The sequence below is a fragment of the Thioalkalivibrio sp. ALE11 genome (assembly GCF_000381205.1).
Lineage (GTDB): Bacteria > Pseudomonadota > Gammaproteobacteria > Ectothiorhodospirales > Ectothiorhodospiraceae > Thioalkalivibrio.
In genome coordinates, this window is sequence record NZ_KB906166.1 from 91,072 (window position 1) to 103,772 (window position 12,701).

General features: G+C 68.4%; 11 protein-coding genes and 1 tRNA gene. 11 read left to right on the forward strand and 1 reads right to left on the reverse strand.

What is annotated here, in order from left to right; all coding sequences use genetic code 11:
- The first annotated feature begins 37 nt into the window (after window positions 1–37).
- The 5 genes from F620_RS0104425 to F620_RS0104445 all read left to right on the forward strand — a co-directional run bounded on the left by F620_RS0104425 (window position 38) and on the right by F620_RS0104445 (window position 6,375).
- Window positions 38–1,471, forward strand: coding sequence for an MBL fold metallo-hydrolase (locus F620_RS0104425; protein WP_019569612.1), 1,434 nt, complete (start codon window positions 38–40; stop codon window positions 1,469–1,471).
- A gap of 175 nt (window positions 1,472–1,646) precedes the next feature.
- Window positions 1,647–2,861: an FtsH protease activity modulator HflK gene (hflK, locus tag F620_RS0104430; protein WP_019569613.1), complete on the forward strand. Its 1,215-nt coding sequence runs from the start codon at window positions 1,647–1,649 to the stop codon at window positions 2,859–2,861.
- The gene (gene hflC / locus F620_RS0104435) at window positions 2,861–3,760 is read left to right on the forward strand and encodes a protease modulator HflC (RefSeq protein WP_019569614.1); all 900 of its coding nucleotides are present in this window, start codon (window positions 2,861–2,863) and stop codon (window positions 3,758–3,760) included. Before hflK ends, hflC begins: the two co-directional genes overlap by 1 nt.
- 129 nt (window positions 3,761–3,889) lie before the next feature.
- Window positions 3,890–5,080: an ATP phosphoribosyltransferase regulatory subunit gene (locus F620_RS0104440; protein ID WP_019569615.1), complete on the forward strand. Its 1,191-nt coding sequence runs from the start codon at window positions 3,890–3,892 to the stop codon at window positions 5,078–5,080.
- Window positions 5,080–6,375, forward strand: coding sequence for an adenylosuccinate synthase (locus tag F620_RS0104445; RefSeq protein ID WP_018870346.1), 1,296 nt, complete (start codon window positions 5,080–5,082; stop codon window positions 6,373–6,375). The genes F620_RS0104440 and F620_RS0104445 overlap by 1 nt, the downstream gene beginning before the upstream one ends.
- A 140-nt stretch (window positions 6,376–6,515) precedes the next feature.
- Here the strand turns inward: F620_RS0104445 and F620_RS0104450 are convergent.
- Window positions 6,516–6,602: transfer RNA gene (locus F620_RS0104450), tRNA-Leu, on the reverse strand.
- A 211-nt stretch (window positions 6,603–6,813) separates the two neighbouring features.
- On the opposite strand from F620_RS0104450, the gene rnr reads away from it, so the two are divergent.
- The 6 genes from rnr (at window position 6,814) to rplI (ending at window position 12,701) form a co-directional block, all read left to right on the forward strand.
- Window positions 6,814–9,555, forward strand: a complete 2,742-nt coding sequence (gene rnr / locus F620_RS0104455) for a ribonuclease R (protein WP_019569616.1) — start codon at window positions 6,814–6,816, stop codon at window positions 9,553–9,555.
- Window positions 9,556–9,637: 82 nt separating this feature from the next.
- Complete coding sequence (rlmB, locus tag F620_RS0104460; protein ID WP_019569617.1) at window positions 9,638–10,420, forward strand: 23S rRNA (guanosine(2251)-2'-O)-methyltransferase RlmB; 783 nt, start codon at window positions 9,638–9,640, stop codon at window positions 10,418–10,420.
- A gap of 84 nt (window positions 10,421–10,504) precedes the next feature.
- Window positions 10,505–10,903: a 30S ribosomal protein S6 gene (gene rpsF, locus F620_RS0104465; protein WP_018870343.1), complete on the forward strand. Its 399-nt coding sequence runs from the start codon at window positions 10,505–10,507 to the stop codon at window positions 10,901–10,903.
- A gap of 38 nt (window positions 10,904–10,941) precedes the next feature.
- Window positions 10,942–11,166: a 30S ribosomal protein S18 gene (gene rpsR / locus F620_RS0104470; RefSeq protein ID WP_018870342.1), complete on the forward strand. Its 225-nt coding sequence runs from the start codon at window positions 10,942–10,944 to the stop codon at window positions 11,164–11,166.
- Window positions 11,167–11,218: 52 nt separating this feature from the next.
- Window positions 11,219–12,157, forward strand: coding sequence for a hypothetical protein (locus F620_RS0104475; protein ID WP_019569618.1), 939 nt, complete (start codon window positions 11,219–11,221; stop codon window positions 12,155–12,157).
- Between the two features lie 94 nt (window positions 12,158–12,251).
- A complete protein-coding gene (rplI, locus tag F620_RS0104480) occupies window positions 12,252–12,701 on the forward strand; it encodes a 50S ribosomal protein L9 (protein ID WP_018870340.1) in 450 nt (149 codons plus the stop codon).

Sequence of the window (12,701 nt, forward strand, 5' to 3'; positions counted from 1 at the left end):
ACCCCCTGCGATGGCTGCAGGGAAAGGAGGTAGAACGATGATCTTTGAACGTTTCGTGGATTCCGGACTGTCACAGCATTCCTTCGTGGTCGGCTGCCAGGGCAGCGGCGAGATCGCCGTGATCGACCCGCAGCGCGACGTGGATGTCTACCTGGACTATGCGCGGGACCATGGCTATCGCATCGCGTACGTGATGGATACCCACATCCACGCCGACTTTGCTTCGGGCGCTCGCGAGCTGGCGGACAAGACCGGGGCGCGGCTGATGCTCTCGGGCTACGATGCCGGCGAGCATTTCCGGGTGCAGTTCCCGCACGAGGATCTGCACGAAGGGGACCGCATCGACATTGGCAACGTGCGCATCGAGGTCCGTCACACTCCCGGGCATACGCCGGAACATCTGATGTTCGTGGTGTTCGACGGGGCACGGTCGCGTGATGAGCCGATCGCACTGATCACCGGCGACTTCCTGTTCGTCGGCTCGCTGGGCCGGCCCGACCTGCTGGGCGAGGAGGCCAAGCGCGCGCTGGCGCGGCAGATGTTCGCCAGTGTGCGCGACAAGCTGGCCGACCTGCCCGACGGCGTGGAGGTCCACCCGGGGCACGGGGCCGGTTCCGCCTGCGGCGCGGGCATGGCCGGGCGTCCCGTCTCCACCCTGGGTTACGAGCGGGCGACCAACCCCTATCTGGATCCGTCGCTGAGCGAGGACGCCTTCGTGGAGAAGCTGCTGCACGGGCTGCCGGAGATCCCGGATTTCTATCCGCGCAACAAGGGTATCAACTCCGAGGGTCCGAAGGACGTGATCCCGCTGCCGGGCATGCAGGCCATCGAACCCGACGAGGTGGCGCGGCGCGTGGAAGCCGGCGAGGTCACGGTGATCGACCTGCGCGATCCGCTGGCGTTCGGGGGCGGCCACGTGCCGGGGGCCCTGGGCATCGGCATCCGCGGCCCGTTCGCCAACTGGGCGGGCTGGGTCACGCCGGATGACCGCCCGGTGATCCTGATCGACGGCAGCGGTGATCCCGCAGTGATCGAGCAGGCCGTGCGCAGCATGGTCCGCACCGGGCGCGACTACATCGACGGCTACGTGCGCGGCGGCATGGCCGCCTGGGCGGGCGCGGGCCTGCCGCTGGATACCCTGGCCCAGGTCGATGCCAGCGGAGCCGCGGACCGCGTGGCACGCGGCGAGGCCCGGCTGGTGGACGTGCGTACCCCGGCCGAGTACGCCGCGGGACACGTCGACGCGGCGGTGCATCGGCCGGTGGCGGAGACCCGTGAGGGCGTCCCGGGTGTCGATCCGGAAGAGCCGGTGGCCGTGGTCTGCGGCAGCGGTTACCGTTCCACGGTCGCGGCTTCCATCCTGCAGCGCCTGGGCTATCGCCACGTGATGAACGTGGTCGGCGGCATGGGCGCCTGGGAAGCGGCCGGCGTCGGAGAAGCCTCTCCTTCCGGGCGGCGCGACGCGGCCTGACCCGTCCGCCCCGGCGAGTCGCGGGCCCCGCGGGGCCCGCGATCGTCCGCGGATCGCCCTTCCCTCAACCCGACTCCCGCAGGGGTGCGCTTGCCCGCCCCCGGGTGCCCCCCTAGAATGTCCGCTCCCTGTGCCTTCTCGGCACATCCCGAGCGATCGACGGAGTCCCTGATTCATGCCCTGGAACGAACCGGGAAACAACAACCGCGACCCCTGGAGCGGGGGAGGCGGTAACCGCGGCGGCAGCGGCGGTGGCGGAGGCGGCCAGCAGCCGCCGGATCTGGAGGAGATGCTGCGCAAGCTGTCGCGGCAGCTCAGCGGCATCTTTGGTGGCGGCAACCAGGGCGGAAGCGGCCTGGGCGGCGGCGGCATGGGGCGCGGCTCCCAGGCGCTGATCAGCCTCGGCCTGATCATCGCCCTGGTGGTCTGGATCGCCTCCGGCTTCCACATCGTCTCCGAAGGCGAGCGCGGCGTGGTGCTGCGCTTCGGCGCGTTCCAGGAGGTCAAGAGTCCGGGGCCGGGCTGGCACCTGCCGTATCCCATCGAGCGGATCGAGATCGAGAACGTGGACAACGTGCGGACCATCGAGAGCCGCGCGCTGATGCTCACCGGCGACGAGAACATCATCGATGTCGACATCGCGGTGCAGTACCGCATCCTCGACCTGGTCGATTTCCTGTTCAATGTCCGCAACCCGGATGCCACCGTGCATCAGGTCATGGAGTCGGCCATCCGTGAACGGGTCGGCAAGGGCAATCTTGAATTCATCCTCGGCGAGGGCCGCGGCGAGATCGCCCAGTCCACCCGCACGGTGATGCAGGAGAACCTTGATGCCTACGGCGCCGGGATCGTGGTGACCGCGGTCTCCATGCAGCAGGCCCAGCCGCCGGAGGCGGTGCAGGAAGCCTTTGCCGATGCCATCCGTGCACGCGAGGACGAGGTCCGCTTCCGCAACGAGGCCGAGGCCTACGCCAACGGCGTGATCCCGCGGGCGCGCGGTCAGGCGGCCCGTATCATCGAGGAAGCCGAGGGCTATCGCGATCAGGTCGTGGCCCGGGCGGAAGGTGATGCGTCCCGTTTCGATCAGTTGCTGGCCGAGTACCAGCAGGCCCCCGAGGTCACGCGTGATCGCCTCTATCTCGAGGCGGTGGAAGCCGTGCTCCAGGATTCGCGCAAGCTGATGCTGGACGTGGGCGCCAGCGGCAATCTGATGATGCTGCCGCTGGGCGAGATGTTCTCCGGTCAGCCGGGCACCCGCAATTCGGGTGATGCGCCGACGCCGCGTCCGCTGGATACCGGACGCGGCGCCCTCGGGGGTGCCTCCGGAACCACCGGAAGGGGTTCCATGACCCGTGATACCGAGAGCCTGCGCTCGCGGGAGGTTCGCTGATGCTGCGTATTGCCGGAATTGCCGTGGTGGTCATCGGGATCGTCGTGGCCCTGTCGACCTACACCGTTGACGAGCGCGAGCGCGTGATCAAGTTCGCCCTGGGGGAACTGCGCGAGGTGGACCAGGAGCCGGGGCTGCATTTCAAGTTCCCGCTGATCCAGAACGTCGAGAAGTTCGATGCCCGGATCATGACCCTGAACATCCCGCCGGACCGGTTCCTGACCAGCGAGGCGAAGAACATCATCGTGGATTTCTACGCCAAGTGGCGGATCAACGATGTCGGTCAGTTCTACCGCGCGACCCGTGGTGACGAGCGACTGGCCGAGGAACGCCTGTCGCAGATCCTGCGGGACGGGATGCGTAACGAATTCGCCCGCTACGAGCTGCAGGACGTGGTTGCCGGCGAGCGCCTGACTATCATGGGCGCGGTGCGCCAGGCCGCCCTGGAGACGGCGCTGGAGCTGGGGGTCGATCTGGTGGATGTGCGCATCCGTCGCATGGACCTGCCGGACGAGGTGTCCGAGTCGGTGTTCGACCGGATGCGGGCCGAGCGCGAACGTGTGGCGCAGGACTTCCGCGCCCGGGGGCAGGAGGAGGCCGAGCGGATTCGTTCGCGTGCCGACCGCGATCGCACGGTGATCCTGGCGAACGCGTACCGTGACTCCGAGGAGATCCGCGGGGCGGGCGATGCCCGGGCCACCGAGATCCTGGGTACCTCCTTCGGCGAAGATGAAGAGTTCTTCCGCTTCTATCGCAGCCTGATCGCCTACCGCAACAGCCTGCAGGGCGAGAACAGCACGTTCGTGCTGGAACCGAACTCGGAGTTCTTCCAGTTCTTCAACGCTCCGGGCGGCGAGCGTCCGTCCCGGGCCCCGCAGCTGCCGCAGCCCGCCGAGTGATCGTGCGGCCGGCCCCGCTGCGGGGCCGGTGCGGACAGGCTCTGCCAACCACAAGCCGGGCCCGCACCGCGGGCCCTTCTTCTGGCCAGCCCGCCTGCGGACGGGTCAGGCCGTGCAGGCAAGGATGACATGACGGAAATCAATCGCTGGCTGCTGCCGGACGGACTCGAAGAGGCGCTGCCGGATTCGGCACGGCGCCTGGAGGGCCTGCGGCGGCGTGTGCTCGACCATTTCGATGTCTGGGGCTACGACCATGTGATGCCGCCGCTGGCGGAATACCTGGAGTCGTTGCTGACCGGTGCCGGCCACGAGCTGGATCTGCAGACGTTCAAGCTGACCGATCAGCTGACCGGTCGTTTGATGGGTGTGCGTGCGGATCTGACGCCGCAGGTCGCGCGCATCGACGCCCACCGCCAGCATGTGGAGGGGGCCAACCGGCTGTGCTATGTCGGCACGACGCTGCGTGCGCGTGCCGACGAATGGTCGGGGTCTCGCAGTCCGCTGCAGGCCGGGGCCGAGCTTTTCGGACACGACGGTCTGGATTCCGATGTCGAGATCATCCGTCTGATGCTGGCCACCCTGGAGGTCTGCGGTGTGCGCCGCCCGAGCATGGATCTGGGGCACGTCGGGATCTTCCGCAGTCTTGCCCGGGCCGCGCGTCTGGAGCCGGAGCAGGAGCGCACCTTCTTCGATCAGCTGCAGCGCAAGAGCATCCCCGAAATCGAACAGACCCTGGCGCAATGGCGTGAGGCGGGCCTCGACCCCGATCTGGCCGACGCCCTGCGTGCCCTGCCGGATCTCAATGGCGGACCCGAGGTCCTGGCGAGCGCGCGCGCCGCGCTGGGCAGGGCGCCCGCAGAGGTGCATGCGGCCCTGGATCACCTTGCGGCGGTGGTGGATGCGCTGCAGGCGCTGGATACCGACGTGGATCTGCACGTGGACGTTGCGGAGTTGCGTGGCTATGCCTATCACACCGGTCTGGTCTTCGCTGCCTTTATCCCCGGGTCGGGACAGGCCATCGCCCGGGGCGGGCGCTACAACGAGATCGGCCGCGTTTTCGGGCGGGCGCGCTCGGCCACCGGTTTCAGTACCGACCTGCGCGAGCTGGTCCGGCACGGCGACGCCGACGGCGATCCGGCGCGGCCGCGTGAATGCGTGCTCGCGCCCGCCGGAACCGATCCGGAGCTCGAGGCCGCGGTGCGCGAGCTGCGCGGGCGCGGCGTGCGGGTGGTCCGCGAGCTGCGCGGCGAGACACCGGTGGCGGACGGGGTCGCTCGCCTGGAGTACCGCAATGAACAATGGACGGTGGTGGAGCACTGATGGGACGTTTCGTAGTCGTACTGGGCAGTCAGTGGGGTGACGAGGGCAAGGGCAAGATCGTCGACCGACTGACCGAGGATGCCGCGGCGGTAGTGCGCTTCCAGGGCGGGCACAACGCCGGCCACACGCTGGTGATCGATGGCGAGAAGACGGTGCTGCACCTGATCCCCTCGGGCATCCTGCGCGAAGGCGTGGAGTGCATGATCGGCAACGGCGTGGTGCTGTCGCCGGAAGCCCTGCTCAAGGAGATGGACGAGCTCGAGGCCCGCGGCGTGCCGGTGACCGATCGCCTGCGGCTGTCGGACTCCTGCCAGCTGATCCTGCCATACCACGTGGCGCTGGATCATGCGCGCGAGAAGGCGCGCGGCAAGGCGGCCATCGGTACCACGGGCCGCGGCATCGGTCCCGCCTACGAGGACAAGGTCGCACGTCGCGGACTGCGGCTGGACGACCTGTTCCATCGCGAGCGTCTGGCGGCCAAGCTGGGCGAGGTGATGGATTATCACAACTTTGCCCTGAAACATTATTTCGGGGCGGCGACGGTGGATCATCAGCAGGTGCTGGAGCAGTGCCTCGAGCATGCCGAGCGCCTCAAGCCGATGGTGACCGACGTCGCCGGCCGCCTGCACGAGCTGCGTGCTGCGGGCCGCGACGTGATGTTCGAAGGGGCGCAGGGGACGCTGCTGGACATCGATCACGGCACCTACCCGTTCGTGACTTCCTCCAGCACGACCGCCGGCGGGGCCTCCACCGGTTCGGGGGTGGGTCCGCGCGACCTGGATTACGTGCTGGGGATCACCAAGGCGTACACCACGCGGGTCGGGGCGGGGCCCTTTCCCACCGAGCTGTTCGACAACATGGGTGAACATCTCGCGCGCCGTGGCAACGAATTCGGTTCCACCACCGGCCGTGCGCGCCGCTGCGGATGGTTCGATGCGGTGGCACTGCGGCGCGCGGTCGCGGTGAACAGCATCAGTGGTCTGTGCATGACCAAGCTGGACGTGCTCGACGGTCTGGAGACGGTCCAGATCTGCACCGGTTACGACGTTGACGGCCGTCGCGTGGAGATCCCGCCCGCGGGGGCGGAGGCCTACGATTCGTGTACGCCGGTCTACGAGGAGATGCCGGGCTGGCAGGAATCCACTGTCGGGGTGCGGGAGTATGCGCAGCTTCCCGCCAATGCGCGCGCCTACCTGGAGCGCCTGTCCGAGGTGGTGGGTGTTCCGATCGACATGATTTCCACCGGACCGGACCGTGACGAGACGCTGGTGATGCGCGACCCGTTCCGGGGCTGACGGGGGTGGCCGTCCGGTCCGGTTGCGGGCCGGGTGGCGACCGCACATGCAAAGACGCCCCGCAGGCCATTGCCATACAAGCGATTGCGGACGCGGGATCTGAGGATTGCTTCGGGCACGAAGCGGGAAGCGAATAAAAATGGTGCCGAGGAGAGGACTTGAACCTCCACGGGGTTACCCCCACTAGCACCTGAAGCTAGCGCGTCTACCATTTCCGCCACCTCGGCACTTGAGGTCGGCCCTGTGAGGGGGCCTGCGCTTCAGGAACGCGTAAGGTAATCCGCGCTGGCGGATCTGTCAAACCCTGCGAGCTCCGCAGATGAAAGAAATGCGCCCGCGCCGCATCGGGGCCATAATGGGCACCGGGCCGGCTCCGGCCTGTCACTGCCGCGGGCACCTCGGGTGCGCGGCACAACACCAGAAGAAAGAGTTCACTGAATGCCAGGAAAACGCAGCAAGCCGCAGGTCGACCCCAACCTCGAACGCGAGGCGCAGAAGTACGACAACCCCATCCCCAGCCGCGAGTACATCCTCGACCTGCTGCAGCTCGAGGGGAACCCGCTGTCCTTCGAGGAAATCGCCGGGCGTCTCGGCATCGAGGACGAGGAACGGCTGGAGGCCCTGAGGCGGCGGCTCAAGGCGATGGAGCGTGACGGTCAGGCGCTGTGCAACCGTCGGGGTGCCTACCTCCCGGTCAATCAGGAAGACCTGATCCGCGGGCGCGTGATCGGCCATCCCGACGGCTTTGGTTTCCTGGTGCCGGACGAGCAGGATGACGACCTGTTCCTGTCGCCGAAGCAGATGCGCGGGGTGTTCCACGGGGACCGCGCGGTGGCGCGCGTGATGGGCGTGGACCGGCGCGGGCGCCGCGAGGGCGGCATCGTCGAGGTGCTGGAGCGCAACACCACCAAGGTGGTCGGGCGTCTGCGCATCGAGGACGGCGTGGGCCTGCTGACCCCGGACAACAAGCGCATCACCCACGAGATCCTGGTGCCGCCGGACGGCCTGGGCGAGGCGCAGGATGACCAGATCGTGGTCGTGCGCATCCGCGAGATGGCGTCGCGCAAGTCGCGTCTGCGCGGTGATGTGGTGGAGGTCCTCGGCGAGCACATGGCACCGGGGATGGAGATCGACATCGCGATCCGTGCCCAGGGTCTGCCTTTCGAATGGCCGGAGGAGGTCACCGAAGCGGCGGAAAAGCTGGGCGATTCGGTGCCGGAAAAGGCGAAGAAGGGGCGGCTCGATCTGCGCGACAAGCCGTTTGTGACCATTGACGGCAGCGATGCGCGCGATTTCGACGACGCCCTGTACTGTGAACCGGAGGGCAAGGGCTGGCGGCTGTGGGTCGCGATCGCCGACGTGTCGCACTATGTCGAGCCGGACTCGGCGCTGGACCGCGAGGCGGTCAACCGCGCGACCTCGGCGTATTTCCCCGAGCAGGTCATCCCGATGCTGCCGGAGGCGCTGTCCAATGGGCTGTGCTCGCTGAATCCGGACGTCGACCGCCTGAGCATGGTATGCGAGATGGAGATCGGTGCGCGCGGGGCGCTGAAGAGCTACCGTTTTCACGAGGGCGTGATCCGCTCGCACGCCCGCCTGATCTACGACGATGTGGCCGCAATGCTCGCGGGCGATGAGGGCCTGCGCGAGCAGAATGCGCAGGTGCTGCCGCACGTGGAAGAGCTGCACCGGGTGTTCAGGGCGCTGCACGCGGCGCGCAACCGCCGCGGTGCGATCGACTTCGATTCCACCGAGACACAGATCGTGTTCGGCGAGGACCGCAAGATCGAGCGCATCGTGCCGGTGGAGCGTACCGATGCCCACCGCCTGGTCGAGGAATGCATGATCATGGCCAACGTGGCCGCGGCGCGCTTCCTCAAGAAGCACAAGGTTCCGACGCTTTACCGCAACCACGATCAGCCGCCCGCGGAGAAGGTCGAAGAGCTGCGTGAATTCCTCAATGGGGCGGGGCTGTCCCTGGGCGGAGGCGACGAGCCGACGCCGCGGGATTACACCGAGGTCCTCAAGGCGGCGAAGCAGCGTACGGACCAGAAACTGATCCAGACGGTCCTGCTACGTTCCCTGTCGCAGGCGGTGTATTCGCCCGATCTCGGCGGTCACTTCGGCCTTGCGCTGGATGACTACGCGCATTTCACCTCGCCGATCCGGCGTTATCCGGACCTGCTGGTCCATCGGGGCATTCGCCACGTGCTGCGCCATGGCAGCAACAAGGGTTTCCCCTATACCCATCAGCGCATGGAGGGCCTCGGCGAGCACTGCTCGATGGCCGAACGCCGCGCCGAGGACGCCACCCGGGACGTCGAGGCCTGGCTGAAGGCCGAGTACATGCAGGACAAGGTCGGGGATGTGTTTACCGGCATCGTCTCGGGCGTGACCGGGTTCGGCCTGTTCGTGGAAATCCAGGGGGTGTACATCGAGGGCCTGGTGCATGTCTCCAGCCTCGACAACGACTTCTACCACTTCGATCCCAAGCGCCACACCCTCACCGGCGAGCGCGCCGGTCGCGTGTTCCGCATCGGTGACGAGCTCCAGGTCCAGCTGGTGAGGGTGAGTCTGGATGACCGCAAGATCGATCTGGCCCTGGCCGGTGAGTCGAAGCCCGCGGAGAAGGCTGCACCGGCCGGTCGCCCCGCCGGTCGCAAGGGCCCGGGCGGAGGTCCCGGTGCCGGCGGGAAGAAGCGTGGCAGCGCCCGCGACAACGCCCGACGCAAGCGCCGCAGCAGAGGAGGCGATGCCCAGGCGCACGGGGGGCCGGCTGCCGGCCCGGATGCGGGCCCGACGCCCGACGATTCGGCCTCGGCGGCCAGCGACGGCGAACGTACAGCGGCGGAGCCGGCCCCCGAACCGGCGCCGGAGCCCGTCGGTGACGACGCACCGAAGAAGAAGGGCCGGCGGCGCGGGCGTCGGCGCAACAAGCCTTCCGCAGAGGAGGGTGATGCCGCCGCGCAGGGTGCCGGCGGGGGTGCCTCCGACGAGGACTCCGCAGATGCCCCTGAGCCCGGCAACGAGCGGCTTCCGGAGGCCGAGGCCGTTCCGGACAAGGATGGCAACACCATCCCGCCCGAAGAGGCCACCGGCCAGGGCGGCTCCGCAGACGGCGAAACGGGGGCCAGGCCGGGGCGACGCCGGAGCCGTCGCCGTCGCCCGGCGTCCTCCTGAGTGATCCACGGATGCCTGGCGTTAGCGGCGCCGTTGCGGGCGCCCTATCCGTACCGCGACCGAAAGTGCGGAGACATGCGGGATGAGCCGTAGCGGCGGAAAGGGGCGCTCCCGGGGCGAGGCCTTCGGCGGGATCCATGCGGTGGCGTCGCTGCTCGAGCGTGCTCCGGAGCGGATCAAGAGCCTGCAGCTCGCGCGCGGCGAGGTGGATGCGTCCCTGCAGCGCATCCTGGAGCGCGCCGGTGCCCTGGGGGTGGCGGTGGAGCGGGTGGCCCGCGAGCGCCTGGACCAGCAGCACCCCGGATTTCAGCACCAGGGCGTGATCGTGCACTGTGCACCGCGCCCGGTGGTGGACGAACGCGAGCTGCGCGAACGCGTGGAGCGGGGCCTGGACCTGGTGCTGGTGCTGGATGGCGTCACCGATCCGCACAACCTCGGTGCCTGTCTGCGCACGGCCGACGCCGCAGGCGCCGGGGCCCTGGTCGTCCCGCGCCACCACAGTGCTCCATTGACCCCGGCGGCGATCAAGGTCGCCTCCGGCGCGGCGGAGACCGTGCCGGTGGTGAGCGTGGGCAACCTCGCCCGCACCCTTGCCGCGCTGAAGGAAACCGGCATGTGGGCCACGGGACTGGACGGCGAGGCGCAGGAGGTCCTGTATGACGTCGATCTGCGCCCGCCCGCCGCGATCGTCATGGGCGCCGAGGGCGAGGGCCTGCGACGCCTGACCCGCGAGGCCTGCGATCATCTGGCGCACATACCCATGGCCGGCACCGTGGAGAGCCTGAACGTGTCGGTTGCCACCGGCGTGTCGCTGTTCGAAGTCCGGCGCCAGCGCCGTGTTGTGACCGCGGGCAACATCGGTTAACGTATTGCGCCTTTCCGCCCGTCGTTAGGGCGGTTCCTTGCCTCACCGGCGCACCGGGAGGCTGTTACCCGCAAGGAGTTGGATATGCGTCACTATGAAGTCGTGTTTCTGGTCCATCCCGACCAGAGCGAGCAGGTCCCGGCGATGATCGAGCGCTACAAGGGTCTGGTGGAAGGCCACAGCGGCACGGTCCACCGTCTGGAGGACTGGGGCCGCCGGCAGCTCGCCTACCCCATCCAGAAGCTGGTCAAGGCCCACTACGTGCTGATGAACATCGAGGCCGACGAGGCCGCGATGGAAGAGCTCGACAGCGCCTTCCGCTTCAACGATGCGGTGCTGCGTCACCTGTCCATCCGCATGGATCGTGCGATCACCGAAGCGTCCCCGCTGGCCAAGGGCCGCGAGGAAGAAGAAGGCAAGGGCAGCCGCCGCCGCGAGGACGCCTCCGCGGACGAGTCGGCCGAAGCCCCCGCCGACGAGTGATCCCGAACCCCACCCCCGTTTACTGAAGGAGATCGGACATGGCCCGTTTCCCGCGTCGTCGCAAGTTCTGCCGGTTCACCGCCGAAGGTATCGAGTACATCGATTACAAGGACCTGAACCTGCTGAAGAATTACATCACCGAGACCGGCAAGATCGTGCCCAGCCGCGTCACCGGCACCAGCGCCAAGTACCAGCGTCAGCTGTCCACGGCGGTCAAGCGCGCGCGTTTTCTCGCGCTGCTTCCGTACAGCGATACGCATTGATCGGCGCCTGAACGCTGCCTGATCGCCGCCCGCCGGGCGGAGTGCAACGGTCATGCAGATCCTCGCCGAATTCGCGATGAAGAGCCGGGGCCGCGCCGTGGGTGCGGTCGCCGGCTTTGGTATTGCCGGGCTGTTCCTGCCGCCGGTATCCATCGTCAGCAGTGCCCTGGTGGCGCTGGTCGGGCTGCGTCTGGGGCTCGGTCAGGCCCTGGTCGTCCTCGCGATCGCCTCGGCCCTGCTGGGCGCGGCCCTGTGGGGTGCGAGCCCCGGAACACCGGGACCGGCGGTGCTGCTGGCCGGTGTCATCCAGTGGCTGCCGGTCGCGCTGCTGTCCGAGCTGTTGCGGCGCACGGTGTCCTGGCGCATCACCCTCAAGGCCGGGGCGCTGGTGGCCGGTGCCGGAGTGTTGCTGATGCACGCCCTGGTGCCGGATGCCGAGGCCTTCTGGGTGCGGGCCGGCATGGAGTTGCTGGCGCCGCTGGTGGAGACCGGCGAGGCGGCCGCGCGCGAAGAGCTCGAGGCGGTGCTGGCCGACCTCGCGCCCTACCTGGCCGGGCTGCTGGCGGGCATCGTGCTGCTGAGCGTGACCCTGGCGATGCTGATCGCCCGCTACTGGCAGTCGGCGCTGTACAACCCGGGGGCCTTCGGCGCGGAATTCCGCGCCCTGCAACTGGGGCCGGGCGTCAGCGCCGCCGCGGTCGTGCTGCTCGCGGTGGGGCAGCTGGTGCCGTCGCCGCTGGCGATGGAGCTGGCCTTCATCCTGGGGGTGCTGTTCTTCCTCCAGGGGATCGCCCTGATGCATGCGCTGACGCACGGTCAGGGCATGAGCGTGTTCTGGCTGGTGGGTATGTACGTTTTGATGGCCCTGGCGCTGCCGCAGATGTTCCTGCTGCTGGCCACCATCGGGGTCATCGACGCGTGGGCGGATATCCGCCGGCGCATGGGGATCGGTCGCGAGCGCGATGCCGGCGACGATCCCCCGGAATCCTGAGCGTGTGACGCGCGCGGTTCGGCCGGCGCGGCACACGGTGTAGAATACGGCCCGACCTCGGGTCGCTGGTTCAATCGTTGACGGGAAGACCAAGATGGAAGTCATTCTGCTGGAAAAGATCGACAACCTGGGCGGGCTGGGCGATCGCGTCCGCGTGCGCCCCGGTTTTGCGCGCAACTACCTCCTGCCGCAGGGCAAGGCGGCCTTCGCCACCGCGGAGAACATCGCCGAGTTCGAGGCGCGCCGTGCCGAGCTGGAAAAGGCCGCGGCCGAGGCCGTGGCGGCCGCCGAAGCCCGTCGCGAAAAGCTCGACGGCATGGATCTGGAGATCCGGGCCAAGGTCGGTGCCGAAGGCAAGCTGTTCGGCTCGGTGAGCCCGGCCGACATCGCCGATGCGCTGACCGCGAAGGGCGTGGAAGTGGAGAAAAAGGAAGTGCGCATGCCCGAGGGCCCGCTGCGGGCGACCGGCGAGTTCGAGGTGGGTGTTCACCTGTACTCGGGTGTCGACGCGGAGATCCGCGTCACCGTCACCCCCGAGGAGTGA

Excerpts from the sequence above, each read along its gene's own strand:
- rplI (WP_018870340.1), top strand. The coding sequence starts at position 12,252 with ATGGAAGTCATTCTGCTGGAAAAGATCGACAACCTGGGCGGGCTGGGC.
- rpsR (WP_018870342.1), top strand. The coding sequence starts at position 10,942 with ATGGCCCGTTTCCCGCGTCGTCGCAAGTTCTGCCGGTTCACCGCCGAA.
- F620_RS0104475 (WP_019569618.1), top strand. The coding sequence starts at position 11,219 with ATGCAGATCCTCGCCGAATTCGCGATGAAGAGCCGGGGCCGCGCCGTG.
- F620_RS0104445 (WP_018870346.1), top strand. The coding sequence starts at position 5,080 with ATGGGACGTTTCGTAGTCGTACTGGGCAGTCAGTGGGGTGACGAGGGC.
- hflK (WP_019569613.1), top strand. The coding sequence starts at position 1,647 with ATGCCCTGGAACGAACCGGGAAACAACAACCGCGACCCCTGGAGCGGG.
- rlmB (WP_019569617.1), top strand. The coding sequence starts at position 9,638 with ATGAGCCGTAGCGGCGGAAAGGGGCGCTCCCGGGGCGAGGCCTTCGGC.
- rnr (WP_019569616.1), top strand. The coding sequence starts at position 6,814 with ATGCCAGGAAAACGCAGCAAGCCGCAGGTCGACCCCAACCTCGAACGC.
- hflC (WP_019569614.1), top strand. The coding sequence starts at position 2,861 with ATGCTGCGTATTGCCGGAATTGCCGTGGTGGTCATCGGGATCGTCGTG.
- rpsF (WP_018870343.1), top strand. The coding sequence starts at position 10,505 with ATGCGTCACTATGAAGTCGTGTTTCTGGTCCATCCCGACCAGAGCGAG.
- F620_RS0104425 (WP_019569612.1), top strand. The coding sequence starts at position 38 with ATGATCTTTGAACGTTTCGTGGATTCCGGACTGTCACAGCATTCCTTC.
- F620_RS0104440 (WP_019569615.1), top strand. The coding sequence starts at position 3,890 with ATGACGGAAATCAATCGCTGGCTGCTGCCGGACGGACTCGAAGAGGCG.